The organism is Stappia sp. WLB 29 (genome assembly GCF_023507705.1).
Lineage (GTDB): Bacteria > Pseudomonadota > Alphaproteobacteria > Rhizobiales > Stappiaceae > Stappia.
The window spans coordinates 247341-269971 of record NZ_JALBGD010000001.1 but is presented as its reverse complement, the minus strand read 5'-3'; the positions used below and the strand labels follow the sequence as shown (position 1 = coordinate 269971).

Annotated in this window: 19 protein-coding genes, 1 tRNA gene and 2 pseudogenes; 14 read left to right on the top strand and 8 right to left on the bottom strand. The window is 64.5% G+C overall.

Going from position 1 to position 22631, the window contains the following annotated elements; genetic code table 11:
- Nucleotides 1–57: 57 nt before the first annotated feature.
- From MNI96_RS01290 to MNI96_RS01270, 5 genes and pseudogenes are all read left to right on the top strand, one after another.
- A pseudogene (locus MNI96_RS01290) lies at nt 58–192 on the top strand (IS3 family transposase); the annotation flags it as partial.
- A 315-nt stretch (nt 193–507) separates the two neighbouring features.
- Entirely contained in the window at nt 508–1740 is a 1233-nt protein-coding gene (locus tag MNI96_RS01285) for an NAD-dependent epimerase/dehydratase family protein (protein ID WP_249689648.1), read from the top strand.
- Nucleotides 1737–3356 (top strand): hypothetical protein, encoded by a 1620-nt coding sequence (locus tag MNI96_RS01280; RefSeq protein ID WP_249689646.1) that lies wholly within the window; start codon nt 1737–1739, stop codon nt 3354–3356. Before MNI96_RS01285 ends, MNI96_RS01280 begins: the two co-directional genes overlap by 4 nt.
- Entirely contained in the window at nt 3347–5158 is a 1812-nt protein-coding gene (locus MNI96_RS01275) for a glycosyltransferase family 2 protein (protein WP_249689645.1), read from the top strand. Before MNI96_RS01280 ends, MNI96_RS01275 begins: the two co-directional genes overlap by 10 nt.
- Before the next feature lie 336 nt (nt 5159–5494).
- Nucleotides 5495–6310 carry a hypothetical protein gene (locus MNI96_RS01270; protein WP_249689643.1) on the top strand — a complete coding sequence of 272 codons (816 nt, stop codon included), beginning with the start codon at nt 5495–5497 and terminating at the stop codon, nt 6308–6310.
- Nucleotides 6311–6330: 20 nt separating this feature from the next.
- Here the strand turns inward: MNI96_RS01270 and MNI96_RS01265 are convergent.
- Nucleotides 6331–6453 (bottom strand): annotated as a pseudogene (locus MNI96_RS01265) (IS5/IS1182 family transposase); the annotation flags it as partial.
- A gap of 192 nt (nt 6454–6645) precedes the next feature.
- A tRNA-Ser gene (locus MNI96_RS01260) sits at nt 6646–6735 on the bottom strand.
- Nucleotides 6736–7271: 536 nt separating this feature from the next.
- On the opposite strand from MNI96_RS01260, the gene MNI96_RS01255 reads away from it, so the two are divergent.
- The 9 genes from MNI96_RS01255 to MNI96_RS01215 all read left to right on the top strand — a co-directional run bounded on the left by MNI96_RS01255 (nt 7272) and on the right by MNI96_RS01215 (nt 16192).
- Nucleotides 7272–7670 carry a hypothetical protein gene (locus tag MNI96_RS01255; protein WP_249689641.1) on the top strand — a complete coding sequence of 133 codons (399 nt, stop codon included), beginning with the start codon at nt 7272–7274 and terminating at the stop codon, nt 7668–7670.
- Between the two features lie 469 nt (nt 7671–8139).
- Entirely contained in the window at nt 8140–9342 is a 1203-nt protein-coding gene (locus MNI96_RS01250) for a septal ring lytic transglycosylase RlpA family protein (protein ID WP_249689639.1), read from the top strand.
- A 151-nt stretch (nt 9343–9493) separates the two neighbouring features.
- A complete protein-coding gene (locus tag MNI96_RS01245) occupies nt 9494–10660 on the top strand; it encodes a D-alanyl-D-alanine carboxypeptidase family protein (protein ID WP_249689637.1) in 1167 nt (388 codons plus the stop codon).
- Entirely contained in the window at nt 10653–11324 is a 672-nt protein-coding gene (gene tmk, locus MNI96_RS01240) for a dTMP kinase (protein ID WP_249689635.1), read from the top strand. Before MNI96_RS01245 ends, tmk begins: the two co-directional genes overlap by 8 nt.
- A complete protein-coding gene (locus MNI96_RS01235) occupies nt 11321–12394 on the top strand; it encodes a DNA polymerase III subunit delta' (RefSeq protein WP_249689633.1) in 1074 nt (357 codons plus the stop codon). The genes tmk and MNI96_RS01235 overlap by 4 nt, the downstream gene beginning before the upstream one ends.
- Nucleotides 12395–12469: 75 nt before the next feature.
- Entirely contained in the window at nt 12470–14035 is a 1566-nt protein-coding gene (gene metG, locus MNI96_RS01230) for a methionine--tRNA ligase (protein ID WP_249689631.1), read from the top strand.
- On the top strand, nt 14035–14835 hold the full coding sequence (locus MNI96_RS01225; protein WP_249689629.1) for a TatD family hydrolase: 801 nt from the start codon (nt 14035–14037) through the stop codon (nt 14833–14835). Before metG ends, MNI96_RS01225 begins: the two co-directional genes overlap by 1 nt.
- Before the next feature lie 5 nt (nt 14836–14840).
- A complete protein-coding gene (locus MNI96_RS01220) occupies nt 14841–15665 on the top strand; it encodes an MBL fold metallo-hydrolase (RefSeq protein WP_249689627.1) in 825 nt (274 codons plus the stop codon).
- Nucleotides 15662–16192, top strand: coding sequence for a regulatory protein RecX (locus tag MNI96_RS01215; RefSeq protein ID WP_249689625.1), 531 nt, complete (start codon nt 15662–15664; stop codon nt 16190–16192). Before MNI96_RS01220 ends, MNI96_RS01215 begins: the two co-directional genes overlap by 4 nt.
- 38 nt (nt 16193–16230) lie before the next feature.
- Here the strand turns inward: MNI96_RS01215 and MNI96_RS01210 are convergent, their stop codons facing one another.
- The 6 genes from MNI96_RS01210 to MNI96_RS01185 form a co-directional block, all read right to left on the bottom strand.
- Nucleotides 16231–17124 (bottom strand): hypothetical protein, encoded by an 894-nt coding sequence (locus MNI96_RS01210; RefSeq protein WP_249689623.1) that lies wholly within the window; start codon nt 17122–17124, stop codon nt 16231–16233.
- Between the two features lie 255 nt (nt 17125–17379).
- Entirely contained in the window at nt 17380–19335 is a 1956-nt protein-coding gene (locus MNI96_RS01205) for a diguanylate cyclase domain-containing protein (protein ID WP_249689621.1), read from the bottom strand.
- Nucleotides 19336–19726: 391 nt separating this feature from the next.
- On the bottom strand, nt 19727–20269 hold the full coding sequence (locus MNI96_RS01200) for a GNAT family N-acetyltransferase (protein WP_249689618.1): 543 nt from the start codon (nt 20267–20269) through the stop codon (nt 19727–19729).
- Nucleotides 20270–20279: 10 nt separating this feature from the next.
- A complete protein-coding gene (locus MNI96_RS01195) occupies nt 20280–20837 on the bottom strand; it encodes a helix-turn-helix domain-containing protein (protein ID WP_249689616.1) in 558 nt (185 codons plus the stop codon).
- 67 nt (nt 20838–20904) lie between these two features.
- Nucleotides 20905–21369, bottom strand: a complete 465-nt coding sequence (locus MNI96_RS01190; protein ID WP_249689614.1) for an HIT family protein — start codon at nt 21367–21369, stop codon at nt 20905–20907.
- Between the two features lie 177 nt (nt 21370–21546).
- On the bottom strand, nt 21547–22614 hold the full coding sequence (locus MNI96_RS01185) for a BMP family ABC transporter substrate-binding protein (protein ID WP_249689613.1): 1068 nt from the start codon (nt 22612–22614) through the stop codon (nt 21547–21549).
- Nucleotides 22615–22631: the final 17 nt, after the last annotated feature.

Genomic DNA, 22631 nt, shown 5'->3' with positions numbered 1-22631 from the left:
TCGTTCGAAACTGGGTTTTCCGCGGTAACACCCCTTGGCTGGGAGGAGCGGAAGACGATGAAGGCATCGAAGTTTTCTGACACGCAGAAGGCGTTCATTTTGAAGCAGGGAGCCGACGGGTTTCCTGTGGCGAGGACCAGCCAGGCGACCGACTTCAAATGGAAGAAGAAATACGACGGGCTGCTGCCGACGCGCGAACGGGCACAAGGTGCCGACCTCGTTGCTCAATCCCGATGGCGCCACCAGCCCGCCATCGTGAAAAGGCCGGGAAACTCTACCTTCCGGCGGTCCAGAGAATGGGATCGGAGCAATGTGTCGGAAAATACCGGTTCTGGTGGAGGAGCAGAGCAGCCCGAGAATCGATTGAAGCCGGTTCATGCGGCATAGCCGGGGGCGGTTAATCATCAACGCGGAAGTCGGGGCGAATGCCCCTTGTTCAGATTTGGAACGGTTTGCAATATCAGTATAAAAGTGGGAACAGACGGCGCTCTGAATCGCGTGTTTCTCATGAGCGCCAAGGAGATACGGGTGACGCAATCGGTCTTGGTCATGGGCGGAGACGGTTTCTGCGGCTGGCCGACAGCGCTTCACCTCTCAGCGTTGGGCAACGAGGTCGCGATCCTCGACAACCTCTCGCGCCGACGGATCGACGCCGAACTGGGCATCGAAAGCCTCACCCCGATTGCCTCGATCGGGGAGCGTCTGGCGGTCTGGAAGCGGGTTTCCGGAAAGACCATCAATTTGCATCCCATCGACATCGCGCATGATTATGACGCTCTGAAAAACGTGCTGGAGGAGGTGCGGCCGGATGCGATCGTGCATTTTGCCGAACAGCGCGCCGCGCCCTATTCGATGCGCTCACCGGCGGCCAAGCGCTACACAGTCGACAACAACATCAACGGTACCCACAATATATTGGCCGCCATCGTCGAACTGGATCTCGATATCCATCTCGTGCATCTGGGGACGATGGGCGTCTATGGCTATGACGGGTCGGGGATCGAGATTCCCGAGGGCTATCTTGACGTCAAAATAACCGGCGCTGATGGGAACCTATTCCACAGGTCCATCGTTTTCCCCACGGCGCCAGGCAGCGTCTATCATCTGACCAAGTCGATGGATCATTTGATGTTCCAGTTCTACGCCCGCAATGACGGGCTGCGGATCACCGATCTTCATCAGGGGATCGTCTGGGGCACCCAGACCGAAGAGACGCGGCTCGATCCGCTTCTGATCAACCGGTTCGATTATGACGGCGACTACGGAACGGTGCTCAACCGATTCCTCATGCAGGCGGTCATCGGCCATCCCCTGACCGTGCACGGGACCGGCGGACAGACGCGCGCCTTCATCAACATTCAGGATACGGTGCGCTGTATCGCGATCGCTCTGGCCAATCCACCCGAACGCAATGAGCGCGTGAAGGTCTTTAACCAGGTCGCCGAGACGCACCGCGTGCGTGATCTGGCGGCACTGGTGGCGGGCATCGCCGGCGCAACCGTCGCCAAAGTGGACAATCCGCGCAAAGAGGCTGCGGAGAACGAGTTGACAGTTTCCAATGCGGCTTTCCGAACGCTTGGATACGATCCTATTCTGTTGCGGGATCAGCTCTTGAGCGAAATCATGGAGATCGTGCGTAAGTATGCCGACCGCTATCTGCCCGAAGCCATACCCGCGCGGTCGGTCTGGACCCGAAAGAACAAGCCAGGTGTCATAAAACAAGGCAGGGATCGCAGTTGAGCGAAATCGTCCGTGTAATCGCCCTCGCAATCGTCACCTTCTTTGTGACGGCAGTGGTTCTGGTGATATCGAACCAGGAACTGGCCCAAGCCGTGCTGAGCCGGTTCGGATTCGAGTCCCCCCAAGAGGAGGCCATCGACGATGGGCGCGCCGGCGTGGCACTTGTGCCCGGCGATACGGTTTTTGCCATCGGAAATCCTGATGGCGCGCGCTGGACGGGGCTCACGGGCTTTCCTTCCAGCGTAGAATTGCGTTTCCCACTGCCACGCGATCTTCCCGTCATCGGCGGGCAGCTCCGGCTCGTTCTCAACACACAGCTCGTCGATAATGGTGACGGGTTGGTGACCGTCGCGGTCAACGGCGTGCAGCGCGACGCGCTGGTGCTCGAGGCGGGCCAACGGACGCTGGAGCTCCTCTACGATCTTTCCCCGGCCGAGCTGGCGGGCGATGCAGTTGTCGTGAGCCTTACCGGGAACGGGACGACCAATCAGGGCCAGATCTGTCCCACCAATGTCACCAACCTCGGTGCGGCGATCGAGTTGGCTTCAACCAGCGCGCTGATGCTCAAGTTGTCGTCGCCGGCAGAAAGCGACGAGGCGGACCTGATCGCCCTACCAGAGCCGTTGTGGCTCGGATCACCGGAGCCGGCGGCGTCGATCTGGGCGGCGCAATATCTCAGCCGCATGGGGGTCAAGAGCGTGTTTGCAAGCAGCGAAACTGCGGGGCTGGTCATTGCTGCAAGCGAGGGCGAACCTCTAACGCGCGAGGAGACTGGGCAATTCGTCATCGGCGGAGTTCCAGGGGTTGAGCATCTTGCGGGTGTGCGTGGGGCGGCTTTGCCGGCGATCTATGGGGAAAGCTGGCCCGTGGCCGTTGAAGCCCTGGGCGCTGATCTTCACGCCAGTACGTTCCGGGGCAGCCGACGCTGGGAGATCAACTACAAGCTGGCGGATATGCCAGGGGGAAAGGCACCGGACGTGTTGAACCTCAATCTCGTCACGAGCACGCTCGGCGCGCCGTATGATTGGGTGGTCCGCGTGATGCTGAATGACCAGCTGGTTCATTCGGCCACATATGATGGCAGGTCCGAACGCATCTCGATCGAGGTGCAACTGCCTTCCCGGATGTCGGGACTCAACAACAGGATCGTTGTCGCGCTGACGGATCCCTCTCCCAATCAGGGGATATGTCGAGCAGGGCCCGAAGCGGCGGCACAGATGCTCGAAACGACGACGCTTGGCCATGTCGCCTCGGGTTCGGCCCCGGCCCGCGAGATCGTGACCAGCCGACTGGCCACGACAGAGAGCGTTTCGATAAGCGCAGCGACAAACTTGAATCACTCTCAGGCCATGCGGGCTACCGGCCTGCTCGCTCTGGTGCTGCCGCTTACGACGGCAATAGCGTTCGATACTGTGGAAGCTCCCGTCACTATCGATGCGGTGGGCCAGCATGAACTCGACTCAATGCTGGCAGAGGGCGTTGAGGACGAAGGTGCCTATATCGTTTATGCCGGCGATGCCTCGGACCCGGCGCGAGTGGAGATCGAGCCGCTGTCGAGGGAACGGGCGCCCCAATTGGGTACCTTTGGCAGCGCCCTGGTGGTGCGATGGCCGTAGCGACGCCGGACGTTCCACCCGAAGCCCACCAGCCGCTCGACCGCGTCCAGTTCTACTCGGTAGACAGCGCCCCGCGGCGGCTGGCCCGGCGCGTTCCGATATCGGCTGCGCCGCAGGTGCTGTCGGTAGCGCTCATTGGTTCGATCACGCTCACCTATCTGCTCCACGCCATCGAGCCGCTGGCAAGTATTTTCCCCGAGGGCGACTTCTATCTCACGCGCTACGAGGGCACATATACGGTGCCGATACGGCTGTTCATGGTCTCTTTTTATATTGGGTATGCCTCGGCGATCGCCGCCACGACAGGGGGTAAGATAAGGCACGGCCTCGATCTCATCCTGACCTTCTTCACAGTCTGCGCCGTCTTTGACCTGCTGACCGTGGTCATGCGCAATGTGATTGGCGTAGTCATGCCGCTGCATGTGGGAATGGTCCTGTCCGGGCTGTCCGGGCTCATGATCTTCTCGCTCAAGATCTTGCACAATGGCGATCTGCCCGAGCGCACGCGTGTGCCCCTGGCTGACCATATACGCACTCCACCGCTGTTGTTCGCGGTTCTGGTCGTAGGTTTGTCGGCATTTATCTCTATGTGGGTGGCGAGCATGGATCTGCCTGCAGTGCATGCGCTAAGGCAGGTCGCGCTGTTGGGCGGGATCGGTCCGGGGGTGTTCCTGTTTCTACCGCTGCTGCTCATCCTGCTCAATTGGACCGCGGCCTTCCAGTCGCTGCTGCATCCGTCGCGCCGCTTCAGCCCACCGGTCACGATCATCGTTCCAGCGTTCAATGAGGCTCACATCATTGCTCATACCATCAGCGCCGTGGACGAGGCGGCCAGACGTTATGAGGGTGAGTTGCAGTTGCTGTTGATCGACAACTATTCGGCCGACGACACGCGAGATGTGATTGAGGCCGCGCTGGCCGAAACCAAGTGGCTGCTCTCCGGTCGGCTGATCCTCGAGACAACGCGCGGCAAGGCTTTTGCGCTCAGTCGGGGCATTGCGGAAACGCAAACCGAGTTCGTTATCCGGATAGACGCCGACACACAAATTTCTCCAGGGGCGATATGGCGGATCATGCGTCATTTCAGGGACCCGCATGTGGGTGCCGCCGGAGGATTGGCGTTGTCGCCGGGCGGGGGATTGTTCGACAGCGCCCGGCAACTCGAGGTGAACCTTAAGGTGGGGCTGGATCAGGTTGCTTATGGCGCCGCTGATTGCATTTTCGGGATTCCGGGCATGTTTGCGGCCTATCGCACCGACGCAATTCGGAACGTCGGCGGCTTTGCGCATGGCATGAACGGTGAAGACACCGATGTTGCTGTAAGAATTGGTGAGTCGGGCTTTCGGCTGGTGATCGATCCAACGGCCATGTTTATCTCGGAAGTACCCCGCACGATCGCTCACATGCGCGAACAACGCCAGCGTTGGTTTCGCTCCATCTTCCATGTCAGCGCGCGCAATCACGATTATTTCAAACTCAGCGACTTCACGGTGCGCAGCAAGCTGATGATGCCCTACATGCTCCTCAATACCGCCAGGCGTGCCGTCGCGCTTCCGTTCTTCATCTTTGGAATCCTGTTTCTGGTGATGGCGCCCGATCCGCGCAGCGCCATCACCATGCAGGCAGTGCTCGCGTTCTTTCTAGGGGCTCCGCTCATCATGGTGGTCTTCGCGACCCTCGTGATGCTCCGCTTTAGAGACCTTCTGGGATTGCCGCGCTACCTGGTGTTCAGGCTTTTCCGGTCATACCTGACGTTGGAATCGATGTTGTCAATCACTTACGAACAATTCTCGCACCGATAGACATCAAGGTTCTGGGCATTTATCTCCGCTGGAACTTGACCTCGCCGCCTGAGTCGAACAAACTTTATGTGTTCCAAACACGCAACCTGACAAATTCTACCACATTCGCAACACGACCGTTCTGCCTGCTGCGTTCCTATTTCACCCTAGAACCCATGTGGTCCCTATCCGCTTTCGCTCATGGCCCTGGCACATCAACCCTTGGGACCAGCGACGTCAAGCGAACCAGCGAACCGAAGTGGACGGTCTGAGATGATACTCTTCCGCGCAATTTGCATTACCGTTCTGGCCACGGCGCAGCTATGGGCGGTCCCAGCCTTGGCACAGGACTGGACAATGAAGGCGACGGCCGGATTCGACCGCGCGCCGCTTGATTCGGAACTGGACGGCGGCGAGGGCCGCAGGCTGAAGCTGGAGAACCGGCTGACCCTTGGCCTTGAGGTCGATCGTGGCTTCGACCTTGGCAGCGGACGCGAGGCCCTGGTCGGCTTCGGGGTGCGGCGCGAAACCTATCCGGCCGTCAGCGAGGGCAACCGTTTGTTCTTCGATGCTCGGCTTGCCTACCACCACGACCTGCCCGGTGATCGGCGGCAGCTGCGTTTCAACCTTGATGCCACCACGGCGCTCGATCCCTCGGACGAAGTCTTTTCCCGCCTTCGGATCGGTGGCACCTACCGGATGGGCGTCGCACCGCGGCAGATGTTCTGGACCCGGCTGCGCTATAGCTATCGTGACCAGAACGAAGAGAACACCTTCTCCGGCTATGATCAATCCGAATGGCTGGGCGAGTTCAACTACGCATGGCAGTCTTCAGACTGGAACTGGTATGTCCTCGCCACTCTCTATCAGGAGCAGCGCTACGCGGATCGCGACCGATATTCCTATACCGAGAACGGTATCCGTATGCTCGCCCGCTATCGGCTCAACCCAGAGACCCGCATCGCCTTGCGGGCCTCGGGTTTTGCCCGAGATTATGTCGGCGGCGGACGCGAGGACCGGCGGCTGCGCAGCACTCTGGGCTTCGAAAAGTCGCTCAACGATGCCGTCACGCTTGAGGCCTACGCCGGCTACGTTCACAATCATTCCAACGACATTCAGAAAGCTTTCAGCGGCGCTCTTATTGGTGTGATGCTTAACTACACCTTCCCCTAGTGTCAGGACTCGCTCTCGTTTCAAAACCAAAACAAGACGGTTGCGACGAGAGCAATGGCGGACAGGAAGGCTTTGGGACATCTGTCATACCGAGTTGCCACCCGCCGCCAGTCTTTGAGGCGGACGAACATTGGACTGCACCTGAATTGGCAGACAATTCCCAGCCTCACGTCGCGGAGCTTTCGAACGCCTCAGGACTTACACCGCCGAGATGGGAGTGGTGGAGAGTTCGGTATGAAATTCGAACTCGAAGCCCAGCGGGCAACCGCCTGCCGGTCCGTCAGGCCACCCTATCGGAGCCGTGAGAGAAGCGAACTGGCGCGAGATCAAGGAAATGGCGGAAGAGGTGGGATTCGAACCCACGGTACGGTCTCCCGTACGGCGGTTTTCAAGACCGCTGCCTTAAACCACTCGGCCACTCTTCCGGTGCGCTTCGTTTCGCCCTCGCGGGCCGGCTTGTCAAGCGGCGAGGCGCGGGCGGTGCCGGACGTTTCCTCATGTGAAAGAGCCTGATGCGAAGTCTCGCGACCAGGGGCCTGCCGGTCGCCTTCTGTTGCTGCGCCGTGCACGGGCAGTGGTCAGGGCGGGGGCCGGTACGACAAGGTGTTTGAGTCTATGCGCGGCTGAGGCTGGGTGCCGGGCGCCTTTTGGAACCGGGCCGGGCCGGCCGGGGCTTTGGCCGAAAATAGAAAAGCCGCCGATCCGGAAGGTCGAGGCAGGGACCGGATCGGCGGCTGCGCCGTTGTTCGGCGTCCGGCGCGGGGGCACGCGCCATGGGTCTCTTGTAGTCCGGGGCCGTCTTCCGGGATGTGACCGGTATCACAAACCGTCGCATCGCCGTTTCCGGTGGTGGTGAGAGCGGCCCGACTGATCCGCCGGCCGATACCCCGCGTAACCCTTGCGTCATCAGCATGGCCCCTTTGCGGCCGCTTTCTCGCAAGGTTCGACCGGGAGACACTCAATGCAGCTACGCAAGGCAGGCGCGTTCGCCGCGCTGATCGCAAGTGTCGCCGTCGCCGCCACGCCGGCGCTGGCCAACGCGCAGCTTTCCGAAAAGGAAATCCGCAACACCGTCGCCGGCAAGCGCATCTATCTGAAGGTGCCGCTCGGCGGCGAGTTTCCGCTCTATTACCAGGCCAACGGCGAGGTCAGCGGATCGGGCGATGCCGTCGGGCTCGGCCGGTTCATGCAGCCGAAGGATCAGGGGCGCTGGTGGGTGCGCGGCAACCGGCTCTGCCAGAAGTGGCAGGCCTGGTACGACGGCAAGCAGTTCTGCTTCACCCTGTCCAGGGGCGACGGCGACACGCTCTACTGGCGCCGCGACGACGGCATGACCGGGCGCGCCCGCATCGGCCAATAGCCGCAAACGCTTTCGAAACCGCCGACCCGGGAAGGGCGCGCTCACGCGTCCTCCTAGTCCACACCTGCGACCTAGTCCACACCTGCGACCCTTTCGCCACAGCTTGTTGAAAAACGTGCGCCGCGACATGCCCGCACGTCGACCGCGTCTTCACCTTGCAGTAAGAGACGGCATGGTACACGTGTCGTGATGCGCCATTTGGGGGGCAGCATCGCAACGAGACGGGTCCGACCGGCAGGGCACGCAAGGCAGGCGAAACGCGACAGATTCCCCGGACTTCCAGTCCTCAAGCGGGTGTCGCCGCAACCCCACCTTGCAAGACCACTGTATGCGGCGGCAAAGGACCCCGAGCGGTCGACCGCCTGGCAACAGGATGTCGACCGAAGGAGCGGCAAGGCGGGCGGAAGGTCCGCACAAGCCGGAACCCCGGGCGAAAACCGCCGGTCAGGTATCGAGTTAGGGCGGCAGAATGAACGATGGCAAGGACCCGGCGGCACGCCGGCACCTGAGCACGGGCCCCAAGGGCGCAAACCCCATTTGCGCGACCGACGGCCTTCCCCGCAGCAGCGTGGCGCCGGCGAACGGTCGCCTGCTTTCCCCGCGCACTCTCGGCATCCTGGCGGTTTCCTCGCTGTGCCTGGCGCTGGCTGGATGCGGTTCGGCCCCGAAGGGCAAGAAGGTCAAGTTCAGCGAAGAGAAATACGGCGTGGCGGCGAGCCCGCGCGTCGTCTCGGGCAACCAGCCGGTGCCCAAGGGCGGCGGCCGCCAAATGGTCGGCAAGCCCTACAAGGTGGCCGGCAAGTGGTATTACCCGAAGCACGATCCGAATTACACGTCCGTCGGTCTGGCTTCCTGGTACGGGCCGACTTTCCACGGCCGGATGACCGCCAATGGCGAGGTCTTCGACCGCAACGCGCCGACGGCTGCGCACACCACGATGCCGCTTCCATCCTATGCGCGCGTGACCAACCTGAAGAACGGCCGTTCGATGATCGTCCGGGTCAACGACCGCGGGCCGTTCCACGGCAACCGCACCATCGACCTGTCCGAGAAGGTCGCGACCATGCTCGACTTCAAGAGCGCGGGCGTGGCCAAGGTGAAGGTGGAATATGTCGGCAGGGCCCGCATGGACGGGCAGGACCAGAGCTTCCTGATGGCGTCCTATCGCGGTCCGGGCTCGGTCGAGCCGGGCGCCACCATGCCGGGCACGATGCTGGCCCAAGCCGATATTCCGGCGGCCGCTCCGGCGACGAGTTCCGGCCCGGCGCCGCTGCCGCGCAACCGCCCATACGGCCCGGTCATCGCAGGTGCGGGCAGCTTCGGCCAGATGGTCGTCGCCGCCTTCGATCCGGCGGTCGCGTTCGAGGCGGGCGCCGCTTCGGTGCAGGTCGCCTCGCTCAACACGTTCGATAGCAACGCTTCTGCGACCGAGGCTGTTGGCGCTGCGTCCGCTCCGGTCATGAGCTATGACGGCGCCGCGCAGCCGGCCGCCGCGAGCGAACCGGTGCTGGCACCGGGGCCGGCCTATCTCGGCCAGCCGAGCACGTTTGCGCGCGGTTCCGCGATCTCGTCCTACCGGGCCGCCGCCCGGATCGAGGGCGCCTATGCCGCCTTCGACGCGATCGGCCAGGGCCTGTCGCCGCGCGAGCTCGCCGCCCGCCAGTCGGACTGAAATAGCTCAAGGCACAGGTAGGCTTGACCCGTCCGAGCCTGTATGTTCTCGCCATGGCGCGGACATCGGGCTGGGACGTGGAGAGCAGGGAATGACGGCTGTAGCCGCAATGCGGAGAGGGAATCGCACAGGTGCGCTTGGGCAGCACCTGATGCGCATCGCCGCAGCCGGGCTGCTGTCGCTCGGCCTGGCCCTTTCCTCTTCCCCGGGGACTTCCCTCGCGCAGGAGGTGGGCGCCCCCGACAACACCTCCGCACTGCTTCTCGACATCACCACAGGCACGCTGCTGTCCAGCCGCAACCCGACCGTGCGCTATCAGCCCGGCTCCTCGGCCAAACTGATGACGGCCGCGGTCGTCTTCGATGCGCTGGCGGCCGGAGAGCTGACCGAGGAAACGGTCTTCACCGTCAGCGAGCATGCCTGGCGCAGCGGCGGCGCACCGGCCCGAGTCACCACCATGTTCGCCCGTCTGGGCAGCGAGGTGCCGGTGATCGACCTGTTGCGCGGCCTGATCATCCAGAACGCCAACGATGCAGCCATCGTGCTTGCGGAAGGGCTTGCCGGCAGCGAGCAGGCCTTCGCCGCACGGATGAACGACAAGGCTGCGGAAATCGGCCTGACCGGCAGCAATTTCGCGAATCCGACCGGCTACGAGACGCAGGACACCTATGTGACGGCGCGCGACATGGCTCGGCTCGCCGACTATGTGCTGACCCGGCACGGCGACCGCTATGCCCTGTTCAGCGCGCCCGACTTCACCTGGAACGGCATCTTCCAGCGAAACAAGAACCCGCTCATCGGCGAGGTCGCCGGCGTCGACGGGCTGGTGGCCGGCTTTGCGGAAGGGGCGGGATACAATGCCGTCGCCTCGGCCGAGCGCAGCGGCCGGCGGCTGATCGGCGTCGTTGCCGGCCACGCGGATGCGGACAGGCGCGAGGAGGCGCTGCGCCGTCTGTTCGACAGCCTGGAGAAGGATTTCGAGGACGTGGTGCTGTTTTCCGCTGGGGACACGGTGACCGAGGCGCGGGTCTTCGGCGGCTCGGTCGGCGCGGTGCCGCTGGTGGTGCGCGAAAATGTGGAGATCCTGCTGCCGCGCGGCGACCGCCATGCCTACCGCCTGCGGGCGATCTATCGCGGGCCGCTGCCGGCGCCGGTGCAGCCGGGAACGGAAGTCGGCGAGTTGCGCGTGCTGAAGGACAGCGACATCGTCCATCGCGTACCGCTGCTTACCGGCGGCGCGGCCGAGGCCGGCACGGTGACGAGTCGGGCCGCGGACGTCGTCAAGGAGACCCTGTTCGGATGGTGGCTCGATGAGTGAGCCTTTGGAACGCGGGCATTTCGTCACCTTCGAGGGCGGCGAGGGGGCCGGCAAGTCGACGCAAATCGAGCGGCTGCGGAAACGGCTGGAAGCGGCGGGCGTCAAGGTGCTGGTGACGCGCGAACCGGGCGGCTCGCCCGGCGCGGAGACCATCCGCCGGCTGCTGCTCGGCGGCCGGATCAAGGATCTCGGCCCGGAGATGGAGGCGATGATGTTCGCCGCTGCCCGCGCCGACCATGTCGACACGACGATAGAGCCGGCGTTGTCGCGCGGCGACTGGGTGTTGTGCGACCGCTTTGCCGATTCCACGCGCGTCTACCAGGGGGAATCAGGCGTCGACACAGCCTTCCTCGACCGTCTCGAGGCATTGGCCGTCGCCGGATGCCGGCCGGACCTGACGGTGCTGGTCGACGTGCCGGCCGAGGTCGGTATGGCTCGCGTGACGGCGCGCAGTTCCACGGGGAGCGCCCCCCAGCCGGACCGGTTCGAAACCGAAGGGGCAAGCGTGCACGACCGGCGCCGGAAGCTGTTTCTCGAGCTGGCTGCCAGCCAGCCGGAGCGTTTCCTGGTGATCGACGGGACGCAGGAGCCGGACATGGTGGAACAGGAGATCTGGCAGGCGGTTTCTGCACGCCTGTTGCAGCCGGAAGAGGGGCGGCCATGAACGATCTTGCCGATCCGCTGCTGACGGAAGCCGATGCCATCGAGGACGTGCCGCTGCCGCGCGAGCGCGACCACCTGATCGGCCACCGCGAGGCGGAGGCGGAGCTGCTGTCGGCCTATCGCTCGCGCCGCATGCACCATGCCTGGATCCTCGCCGGGCCGAAGGGCATCGGCAAGGCGACGCTGGCCTTCCGCTTCGCCCGCTTCGCGCTGGCCCATCCCGATCCCGCGACAGCGGCCGTCGCCGAGGCGCCCGACTGCGCGATTCCGGCCAACCATCCGGACTTTCGCAAGGTCGCGGCAGGCGCTCATCCAGGCCTCCTGCACCTGCGCCGACCGTACGACCCCAAGCGCAAGGCCAAGGACAAGATCAAGCAGGACCTGACGGTGGACGAGATCCGCCGCACGGTGCCGTTCTTCGGGTCGACCGGATCGGAAGGGTCCTGGCGGATCTGCATTGTCGATGCGGCCGACGACATGAATGTCAATGCAGCCAATGCCTTGCTGAAGATTCTTGAAGAACCGCCTAAACGGTCTCTGTTTCTCGTTCTGTCCCATGCGCCGGGTCGGCTGCTGCCGACGATCCGTTCGCGTTGTCGCATGCTCCACCTGCGGGCGCTGTCGCGCGAGGAGGTATTGTCCGGGCTCGGCGAGCTGGGCGTGGCCGATCCGGCGGACCGGATCGCGGCACGGGCCGCGGATCTGGCGCAGGGAAGCCTGCGCAAGGCGATCAAGCTGGCCGAGGGCGATTCCATCGATCTGGCCGACAGTTTCGCGAAACTGGTGGCCGGCCTGCCGCGGCTGGATGCGGCGGCCGCGCACGACCTTGCCGACCAGGTGTCGCGCAGCGGCGCGGACGATGCCTGGAGCCTGTTCCAGGACCTGGTCGCCGACCACCTGCACACGCGGCTGGGCGAGGCCGGGCAGGGGAGCCTTCAGCGCCTTGTCAGGCTGAGCGAGGTATGGGAAAAGACCAGCCGCGCCGCGCGCGAGGCGGATGCCTATAATCTCGACAGGAAGCAGATCGTGCTCAACACCTTGCGCGATCTTGCCGAAACCGCGCGGACCTGACGTCCGCCGCCTCGCACTCGACTTCTGGAACGCCCACCCGGGCCGCCACCCGTAATCCGGATCCTCTGACAGGCCATGACCGATCGATCGCCCTTCTTCGTCACCACTGCCATCTCGTATCCCAACGGTGCGCCGCATATCGGCCACGCCTACGAGAGCATGGCGACGGATGCCATCGCGCGCTTCCAGCGCCTCGACGGCCGCGACGTGTTCTTCCTCACAGGCACCGACGAGCACGGCCAGAAGATGCTGCAGACCGCCCGTGCGGAAGGCGTCCCGGTCGAGGACCTGGCGGAGCGCAACGCCACCCGTTTCCGCGACATGGCGGCGGCGCTCGGCTGTTCCAACGACGATTTCATCCGCACCACCGAGCCGCGCCACCACGAGGCGAGCCGGGAGATCTGGCGCCGCATGGCGGCAAACGGCGACATCTACAAGGACAGTTATTCCGGCTGGTACTCGGTGCGCGACGAGGCCTACTACCAGGAAAGCGAGACGGAGCTGCGCGCCGACGGCGTGCGCTACGGCCCGCAGGGAACGCCGGTCGAGTGGGTGGAGGAAGAGAGCTACTTCTTTCGCCTGTCGGCCTATCAGGACCGCCTGCTCGCCCATTACGAGGCCAATCCGGACTTCATCGGTCCGGACGAGCGCCGCAACGAGGTGGTGAGCTTCGTCAGCCGCGGCCTGAAGGACCTGTCGATTTCGCGCACCACCTTCGACTGGGGCGTGCGCGTGCCGGACGACGAGCGGCACGTGATGTATGTGTGGGTCGACGCGCTCACCAACTACATCACCGGCGCCGGGTTTCCGGACGAGAACAACCCGCGGTGGCGCTACTGGCCGGCGGACCTGCACGTCATAGGCAAGGATATCGTGCGCTTCCACGCGGTCTACTGGCCGGCCTTCCTGATGTCGGCGGGGATCGAGCTCCCGAAGCGGGTTTTCGCCCACGGCTTCCTGTTCAACAAGGGCGAGAAGATGTCGAAGTCGGTCGGCAACGTGATCGACCCCTTCGCGCTGATCGACCATTACGGCCTCGACCAGGTGCGCTACTTCTTCCTGCGCGAAGTGCCGTTCGGTCAGGACGGCAACTACAGCCATGAGGCCATCGTCAACCGCATCAATGCCGACCTCGCCAACGATCTCGGCAACCTGGCGCAGCGCTCGCTGTCGATGATCGGTAAGAACTGCGAGGCGCGCCTGCCGCAGCCGGGCGCCTTCACGGCCGAGGACGAGGCCATTCTCGGCCAGGCCGACGCGATGCTGAAGGCCGCACGCGAGGCCATGTCGCGCCAGGCGATCCACCAGGCGCTGTCGGTGGTATGGGCCTGCGTTGCCGAGGCCAACCGCTATTTCGCCGCGCAGGAGCCTTGGGCGCTGAAGAAGACCGATCCGGAGCGCATGGCGACGGTGCTCTATGTCACCGCCGAAGTGATCCGTCAGGTGGCGATCCTGGCGCAGCCGGTCATTCCGACCAGCGCGGGCAAGCTGCTCGACCTGCTGGCGATCCCGGCGGATGCGCGCGGCTTCGACCGGCTGGGAGCGGGCGGGCGGCTTGCCGCAGGTGTCGAGCTGCCCAAGCCCGAGGGCGTCTTCCCGCGCTATGTCGAGGCCGAGGCGCCGGCCGGCGGGGCGGCGTGATGCTGGTCGACAGCCACTGCCATCTGGACTTTCCGGACTTCGACGCCGAGCGCGATGAGATCATCGCCCGTGCCGGCGAGGCCGGGGTGGGCGTGATGGTGACGATCTCCACGCGGGTCGCCCGGTTCGACACGATCCGCGCGCTCGCGGAGCGCTACGACAACGTGTTCTGCTCGGTCGGCACCCATCCCCACAATGCGGGGGAGGAGGCCGAGATGGCCGTGACGGCGGACCAGTTGGTACGCCTGTCGGCCCACGAGAAGGTGGTGGCCATCGGCGAGGCGGGGCTCGACTACTTCTACGACAAGGCACCGCGCGACGCGCAGGCCGCGGGTCTGCGCCGGCATATCGCTGCCGCGCGCCAGACCGGGTTGCCGCTGGTCATCCATTCGCGCGATGCGGACGACGATATGGCCGCGATCCTGCGGGACGAGACGGAGAAGGGGGCCTTTCCGGCCCTGCTGCACTGCTTCTCCTCCGGCCGCGACCTGGCGCTGACCGGCGTCGAGCTGGGGCTCTACGTGTCGTTCTCCGGCATCCTCACCTTCAAGCGCTCCGACGAGCTGCGGGCCATCGCGGCCGAGCTTCCGGCCGACCGGTTGCTGGTGGAGACGGACGCGCCCTATCTTGCGCCCCAACCCTGGCGCGGCAAGCGCAACGAGCCGGCCTATGTGGCGCATACCAACAAGGTGCTGGCGGAGACGCGCGGCGTGAGCGAGGCCGAGATGGCCCGCCAGACCACGGACAACTTCTTCCGTCTGTTCTCGCGGGTGCCGAGACACCTGCATCAGGAAAGCTGAGACCGATGTCGGACGGCGCCCGGCTCGACTTCACCATTCTCGGATGCGGTTCATCGGCCGGCGTGCCGCGCGTCGGCAATATCTGGGGCGACTGCGACCCGAACGAGCCGCGCAACCGACGCATGCGCTGCGCGCTGCTGGTGGAACGCAAGGGGCCGAACGGCACCACGCGCGTGCTGGTGGATGCTGGACCGGACCTGCGCCAGCAACTGCTGGATGCCCGCGTCACCGATCTGGATGCGGTGCTTCTGACTCACTCGCATGCCGACCACCTGCACGGCATCGACGACCTGCGGCCGCTGGCGATCACCCATCGCAAGCTGATCCCGGTCCACATGGACGCCATTACCTCGCGCCGGGCGCACGAGCTGTTCTATTACGGCTTCGCCACGCCGAAAGGGTCGAGCTACCCGCCGATCCTGCGCGATATGCGCATCACTGCCGGAGAACCGGGCCTGATCGAAGGGGCGGGCGGGCCGATCCCGTTCCTGCCGCTGGAGGTCGAGCACGGCGACATCGCAGCACTCGGGTTCCGCTTCGGAAATGTCGCGTATCTGCCTGATGTGAAAGACATTCCGGAGGCCGCCCGACCGGGCTTCGAGGGGCTGGACACCTGGGTGATCGACGCGCTGCGGCGCACGCCGCACCCCTCGCATTTCTCCCTGTCGGAAGCGCTGGAGTGGATCGGCCGCCTGCAACCGCGCAAGGCGATCCTGACCAACATGCATGTCGATCTCGACTATCGCACGCTGGAAGCGGAGCTGCCCGAGGGCGTGATCCCGGCCTATGACGGCCTGCGGTTTTCGGCAAGCCTCGACGGTCCGGCATGACACGCGCCGCCCGTCCGCCGACAGAGGAGCGGCTGATGAAGGCGGCGCTCCACTATCTCGACCGCTACGGCTCCAGCCGCGAAAACCTGAGACGGGTGCTCGAGCGCAAGGTGATGCGCGCGGCCCGCGAACTCGAACTCGATTCCGGCGATTTCGACGCGATGATCCAGGCGGTCGTTGCGCGCTGCGCCGCATCCGGCCTCGTCAACGACCGGCTCTTCGCGGAATCGCGCATTGCTTCGGAACGGCGCAAGGGCCGCTCGGCCCGGCGGATCGGCGCGGTGCTGGCGGCCAAGGGCATCGAGCAGGACCTTGCCGAAGAGCTGATGGCGCAAGAGGAAAGCGACGACCTCACGGCGGCCTGCATCGCCGCGCGCAAGCGCCGCTTCGGCCCCTGGCGCCGGGGCGAGGCGGATCCCGACCGGCTGCGCAAGGAGATGGCCGCGCTCTGCCGGCAGGGGTTCTCCTTGTCGGTGGCGCGCAAGGTGGTGGACGCGCGGGACGCCGCCGAGTTGGAAGAGGAATAGGCAGGGAAGGGGCTCTGCCCCCTTTGCCCCTCCCTCCTTCAACCTTGGCCGCAGGCCTGCAACAGGCTGCCGATTGCCTTCGAGGAGCCCTTCAGCGTGAAGCCACGCATATGCTCCAGCGATCCGCCGAGATGCAGGTCCAACCGGTTTCCCCGCATCATTGCAGCGAAGAACGGCTGGTTCGGCGCCAGGGTCGGCGATTGCAGGACGCGCGCGGTTTCCTCGACCATGAAGGGCACCGCCGTCGGCTGGCCGCGATCGACCTCGATTTCAATCTCGATGCGGCCTTGCGCTCCTGCTAGGTCGCGGGCGTGCTGGTCGACCGAGCCGTCCTCGCTCCACATCCATGTCGGGCCGTACTGGATGCGCAGGGCATTACCGTCGCAGACGAGGCGCAGGCTGTCGCCTTCCGAGGTGGCCAGCATGGCGGAGGGCGTGGGGGGCGCGGTATAGAACCAGCGGTCACGCGGCTCTTCCGGCAGGGTGGCGATCGTGTCGCCGGACAGCGCGTAGCGCTTGAAACAGGTTTCCACGCCGGCGCGCCCGCAGGACCCACCATGCAGGACGGCGAGGAACGTGCCTTCGGACGGACGGTCGAAGCGCAGTTCGTAGGCGAGGAATTCGCCGGCCATCACGTGCGATCCGTCGGCGCGGCCGAGATAGATCTTCTGGGTGCAGCCGGCCGAGCCGCAGAACATCATTTGCGTGCCGTTGCAGGACAACCGGCCGTAGTCGACGAGGATATCCGGCGTCGCATCGCCGTTGACATTCACCTCTCTCGCAAAGCCGTCGAGAAACTGCATGGTGTCGCTGCAGGTTTCGGCGAGGCTGGTCCGTTCCTCCTGCAGAACCGACTGAAGATCGGCGGCAGCGGGAAACGGGGCGAGGAGAACGGACAGGGCGGAAATCAGGCGCAGGAACGGCAACGACATTCTCGAAAACTCCGCAGAATAAACCGCGTCAGGGTAGCGGCCGGCAGAGGTACAGGGCAAGCCCGCAGAAGCACGCCCGGTCAAGGACCTCGACACGGCAGGCCGCCGGTCTATGGGACATCCTACGGATCGTCCCGACCGGCACGAGCTACTTTGTCGCAAGCGTTTGAAAGACTCTGGGTCTTCCTGCGGCCTTGCTTTGCGTACCTGCGCAATTCAGCAGGACCAATGCGGCTATAGTAATGGGTCCTGACCCTAGCCTTCCTGTGGAACCGCGACTGGAGCTCCGCCGAACACGGAGATGCGGCCGCGGCCTTGCGACTTGGCGAGGTAAAGCGCCTTGTCCGCCCGCCGCATGTGATCGTCCGCGGCGATATCACCGCCGGTGATCAGCGCCACGCCGACGCTGACGCCGATGACGATGTCCTGGCCATCGACCCGGTAAGGCGCGCAAATGGCAGCGACCAGCCGATCGGCGAGCGCCGTGGCGGCTTCCGGCTGTGACGCGCCGTGTTGCAGGATGGCGAACTCGTCGCCGCCGATGCGGGCCACCAGATCGACCTCGCGCACACAGGAGGAGAGGCGTCCGGCCACCTGACGCAAGACTTCGTCGCCGGCGGGATGGCCGAGCGTGTCGTTGACCTGCTTGAACAAGTCGAGATCGAGCGCGAGGAGGGCGCTCGTCACCCCGCGCCCGGCGGCAGTGGCCGCCATCTCCAGGCGGTCGCGCAGCAATACCCGGTTGCCCAGCCCGGTCAGCGCATCATGCGTCGCCATGTAGGCGATCTGGGCTTCGTCCTGCTTGCGCGCATCGATGTCCTCCAGAACGCCGGCCCACTGGATGACGTTGCCCTCATCGTCGAGGACCGGGCCGCCGCGGTCGCGGACCCAAAGCCAGCGACCGTCCGCGATTCGCAGGCGGAATTCGATGTCGAAATAATCGAGCGTGCCGCTCTTCTTCCGGCCGATGGCCAGCGCGACGCGTTCCTGGTCGTCGGGATGCACCTGATCGATCCAGGAGGTTCCCAGTGCCTCGCTGTCCGACCTTCCGGTCAGCTTTTCCCACCCTTCGGCGGACAGCAGGTCGCCATCGGTGGACCAGCGCCACAACACAAGCGCACCGGCATTCGCGACTGTGTGCAGCCGGCGCTCGTGCTCGCGCCGCGCGGCCTCCGCAGCCTCGAAACTGAGGCGCAGCATCTCGAACTCGCGGATCCTGGACGGCGGAATCGCCTCGTGCGTGCGAGCGCGCTCACTGTCGCCGCTGGCGATGGCTAGGCTGCGCAGGGCCAGAGCCTGTACCGGCCGCCGGATCAACTGGCCGATATGGATCGCCAGGACGGTGGCAAGGGCAGTCGCCAGCGCCGACCCGAGAAGCAGGCCTATCAGCGGTGTTTGCCAGCGGGCATTGAACACCTCGAGCGGCTCGGCGACGACCGCTGTCCAGCCCGGCGTCATCTCGATCTGCTGATACGCCATCACAGTGTCGAGCCCTTCGGTCGTTTTGGCCTCGAACAAACCGCTGCCGAGGGCATCGGATCGCAACCTGTCCCAGTCGGGCGCCTTCACCCCGACCGAGTTCTCCGCGTCCCGTGAGCGCGCGAGGATATGTCCGTTTCCGTCCGTGACGGCGATAAGAATGCCGGTGGTGCGTTCCCCGTCCGGTTGCAGGGTGCGGATCAATTGCAAGGGAGACAGGGAAAGGACGAAGACGCGAATCGGTGGCTTGCCGGCGTTCGACACCGGAAGCGCCAGATGAATGCGATGCTCCTGCGGTCCCACGCCAAGGGCGAGATTGGAAACCAGCGGCGCGTTGCGCTCGAAGGACTGGCGAGCGATGGTGAGCACCTGTTCGCCGAGTTGGGCATTCGGCTGGCCGTCTACAAACTCGATGACCTGGACCATTCCTTCCAGGCCGATGCCTTCGTAGCGGCTGCCTTGCAGCAACAGCTGATTGATAGATGTATCCGGCGACCAAAATGTCGCAAACGCCCTGAGGACCGTGAACCGACTTTCTATCTCGGCCTCGATGGCATTGCGGATGGTCAATGCCGTTTCGCTCAGGCGGGCGGTCGCAGTGTCCCGATAGGCCGCTCCCGTGCGCCAGGCCGCATATCCGGAGATCACGAGAATGGGCAGAAGACAGACCAGCACCAGCATGACGAGATGCGTGTTGATGCCGGCGCGTCTCGATACGACCTGTTTGTTCAACGGCAACGCATCAGACCCCCGCAAGACTGATCATTTCAATTGTACATAACTACAAGCGGTGGCCGATGTCTCGCCGTCGGCGCGAACATGGTGACGATTCTATCGATTTTGCTCCCGCCGTCGGCATTCGGGTGACACTGAGCGGGATCGGCAGAAGACGCGAGATCCAGGTCGCATTCCAGCTACGAATAAAAGTTCCATAATATATCTTATGCGAATTAGCGATGTGGTGGCGGGAGCGGGTCCCGAAGGTCGGTTCCAGTCGAAGGACGCCGCCTCGGTCCGGCTGCTCCCTTCCAGCTTCCGATGTTCGATGGTTCCCGGGCTACATCACTCTCCCGACGCAGCGCTTCGCGGAACGCCCGAACGGCATCGTCGACGCGTGCAAGGCTCAGGTCGCTGCTGCAGCCCCGATCCGGCGGTACATGTAGGTCGTGGCGTGCTTCGCCCGCCCGTCCGGGTCGAAAGCGAAATCCGGAATGATGCCGGCCACCTCGAACCCGACGGACGCGTATAGCGGTTCGGCGACGTCGCCGGTGCGGGTATCGAGCGTGACCAGCGTCTTGCCGAGTTCGCGGGCGCGCTCCAAGGCATGGCTCATCAGTGCGCGGCCGATGCCGAGGCGTCGTGCGTGCGGATGGACGATCATCTTGGCGATCTCGCAGCGATGCGGCTGATTGGGCGGCATCGCGGTGAGAAGCTGCACGGTGCCGAGGAGTTCGTCGTCATGCCTTGCGCCGAACGCCAGGCGCTGCCCGGCCTCGACAGCCTGCCGGACATCCTCCAGCCAGAACCTCTTCGCCTGCTGAGCGGATACGGGTGCCATGAAGCCGATGGCGGCCCCATCGGCGACGCTGTCGACGAGGATGCGCGAAAGCGCGGCAACGTTCGCCTCGATGGCGATGCTGTCGAGCTCCTGAATATGCGGTTCCATGCGGTTGCCCTCAGGCCAGTGCGATGAGATAGCGCGCCGGCTCGTCGCCGGTCTCGAAGGTCGAGGCCCCGAACAGACGGTAGCGGAGGCAGTCGCCCGGCCGCAGCTCGTACCGCTCCCCGTCGACGGTGAGCGTCAGTGCGCCCGCCAACAGGACAAGGTGATGCTCATGCGCCGGGACTGCCGGCCGTTCGTAGGAAATGCGCTGGTTCGGCCCGATCTCGCATTCGATCATCTCCAACTTCAAGCCGCTGGCTGGCGGCGACACCGACCGGCGGGTGAAGCCGCCGCCGGGATCCGTCCAGGAGCCCTGCTCCGCGCGGCGAAGCAGCGGCGGAAACTCCGGCTCCAGCGGGGCCAGAAGCTGGGACAGCGGCAGGCCAAAGGCAGATGCCAGGCGCCCCAGCGTTTCGGCAGTCGGGCTGACCTCCCCGTTCTCGATGCGCGAGAGCGTTGCCCGGCTGACCCCGCTGGTCTGCGCAAGCTCCTGCAAAGTAAGCTCGCGATCCGTCCTCAGCGAGCGGAGGTGATCGGCCAGCGCCGTGTTCCGTCGGGCGTTTTCATCCATATACGAGATATATTCTCACATATGGGAAACTGCAAGACCGTATTCCTAGATGCCCAGATTGGCTGGGTCAGGCCTCCCTGCCCTGTGCAAGGTCCTGTTGCAGGCCCTCGCGCAGTTCCAGTGCGACCTCGGCAAGCTCCGCATGCGGCGGGCTCGGAATTGCAACGAAACTCAGGGTCTCCTCGCGGATGTAGCGGCGCGAGGTGATGTCGGTCCCCTCCACCATCGGCACCAGATGCGCATGGGCATGGGCGATATCACCGCCGGAAAACAGGAAGGCGACGCGCGGGACATTGTACAGCCGCTTCTGCGCACGGGCGATCTTCTGGCCGAGCGCGAATATGTCGGTGGCAAGATCCGCCGGCAGCAACTCGAAATAGGCATGGTGGGCGCGTGGGATAATCTGGACATGGCCGCGGCGGATCGGGCCGATGTCGAGAAACGCCAACAGCCGGTCGTCCTCGTGGACGACATGCGGGCGGATGTCGCCGCGCGCGAACTTGCAGAACAGGCAATCAGGTTCACTTGTCATCCTTGGCCCGTCCCTTGCTGCCCGAGGCCTCGCCAGGCAGCGCCACCGGGCCCGAGCGATTGTGGCCGCAGCAGTGAAAATCTCAAGCCCTCGCAAGCGAGCTTGCGGACGAAAAAAGGCCGGGAGATTGCTCCCCCGGCCCGTTGCATCCCACCTGTGGCGGGACTGTGCCGCTTCTCAGTTCGGCAGCTTGTCGTCGATACCCTTGACGTACCAGTTCATGCCGAGGAGCGTGCCATCGTCGATGATGATGCCCTCGCCGACGGCCTCGCTGCCGTCCTGCTTGAAGATCGGGCCGGTAAAGGGGTGGAACTCGCCCGAGCGGATCTTCTCGGCCATCGCAGCAGCCTCCTTGGCCACATCCTCCGGAACGTTGGTGTACGGAGCCATCACCACCATGTCCTTGTCGAAGCCGCCCCACACGTCTTCGCTCTTCCAGGTGCCGTCAAGCACGGCCTGGACGCGGCGGATGTAATAGGCGCTCCAGTCGTCGACGATCGCGGTGAGCTGGGCCTTCGGCGCGAAGGCGATCATGTCGGATGCCTGGCCGAAGCCGACCGCGCCACGCTCCTCGGCAACCTGCAGCGGTGCCGGGCTGTCGGTGTGCTGGGAGATCACGTCGGCGCCCTGGTCGAGCAGGGCCTTGGCGGCGTCCGCTTCCTTGCCCGGATCATACCAGGAGTTCACCCAAACGACCTTGACCTTGAAGTCCGGATTGACCGATTGGGCACCCAGCATGAACGAGTTGATGCCGCGCACCACTTCCGGGATCGGCACGGACGCGACATAGCCGGCAGTGCCGGTCTTGGACATCTTCGCCGCCATCTGGCCGATGACGTAGCGGCCCTCGTAGAAGCGGGCAGAATAGGTGGAGAGGTTTTCGGAACGCTTGTAGCCGGTGGCGTGCTCGAACTTCACGTCCGGAAACTTCTGGGCGACCTTGAGTGTCGGGTTCATGAAGCCGAAGGACGTGGTGAAGATGAGCCCTGCCCCGTCGCGTGCCAGACGTTCGATGGCGCGTTCGGCATCCGGGCCTTCCGAGACGTTCTCGATATAGACGGTCTCTACTTTGTCGCCGAACTCTTTCTCGATGGCGAGACGGCCCTGGTTGTGCTGATAGGACCAACCATGGTCACCGATCGGACCGACATAAATGAAGCCGACCTTCAGCTTGTCGGCCGCCTCGGCGCCGATGACGCCGAAGCCGAGCAGCGCGGCGGCCGCCAACCCCATAATTTTCTTCATTTCCTGCTCCTGTGTCC

Coding starts and splice junctions, on each gene's coding strand:
- MNI96_RS01220 (WP_249689627.1), top strand. CDS start 14,841: ATGTCGGACGGCGCCCGGCTCGACTTCACCATTCTCGGATGCGGTTCA.
- MNI96_RS01185 (WP_249689613.1), bottom strand. CDS start 22,614: ATGAAGAAAATTATGGGGTTGGCGGCCGCCGCGCTGCTCGGCTTCGGC.
- tmk (WP_249689635.1), top strand. CDS start 10,653: ATGAGTGAGCCTTTGGAACGCGGGCATTTCGTCACCTTCGAGGGCGGC.
- MNI96_RS01210 (WP_249689623.1), bottom strand. CDS start 17,124: ATGTCGTTGCCGTTCCTGCGCCTGATTTCCGCCCTGTCCGTTCTCCTC.
- MNI96_RS01255 (WP_249689641.1), top strand. CDS start 7,272: ATGCAGCTACGCAAGGCAGGCGCGTTCGCCGCGCTGATCGCAAGTGTC.
- MNI96_RS01200 (WP_249689618.1), bottom strand. CDS start 20,269: ATGGAACCGCATATTCAGGAGCTCGACAGCATCGCCATCGAGGCGAAC.
- MNI96_RS01235 (WP_249689633.1), top strand. CDS start 11,321: ATGAACGATCTTGCCGATCCGCTGCTGACGGAAGCCGATGCCATCGAG.
- MNI96_RS01270 (WP_249689643.1), top strand. CDS start 5,495: ATGAAGGCGACGGCCGGATTCGACCGCGCGCCGCTTGATTCGGAACTG.
- MNI96_RS01215 (WP_249689625.1), top strand. CDS start 15,662: ATGACACGCGCCGCCCGTCCGCCGACAGAGGAGCGGCTGATGAAGGCG.
- MNI96_RS01245 (WP_249689637.1), top strand. CDS start 9,494: ATGCGCATCGCCGCAGCCGGGCTGCTGTCGCTCGGCCTGGCCCTTTCC.
- MNI96_RS01195 (WP_249689616.1), bottom strand. CDS start 20,837: ATGGATGAAAACGCCCGACGGAACACGGCGCTGGCCGATCACCTCCGC.
- MNI96_RS01275 (WP_249689645.1), top strand. CDS start 3,347: ATGGCCGTAGCGACGCCGGACGTTCCACCCGAAGCCCACCAGCCGCTC.
- MNI96_RS01190 (WP_249689614.1), bottom strand. CDS start 21,369: ATGACAAGTGAACCTGATTGCCTGTTCTGCAAGTTCGCGCGCGGCGAC.
- MNI96_RS01225 (WP_249689629.1), top strand. CDS start 14,035: ATGCTGGTCGACAGCCACTGCCATCTGGACTTTCCGGACTTCGACGCC.
- metG (WP_249689631.1), top strand. CDS start 12,470: ATGACCGATCGATCGCCCTTCTTCGTCACCACTGCCATCTCGTATCCC.
- MNI96_RS01285 (WP_249689648.1), top strand. CDS start 508: ATGAGCGCCAAGGAGATACGGGTGACGCAATCGGTCTTGGTCATGGGC.
- MNI96_RS01250 (WP_249689639.1), top strand. CDS start 8,140: ATGAACGATGGCAAGGACCCGGCGGCACGCCGGCACCTGAGCACGGGC.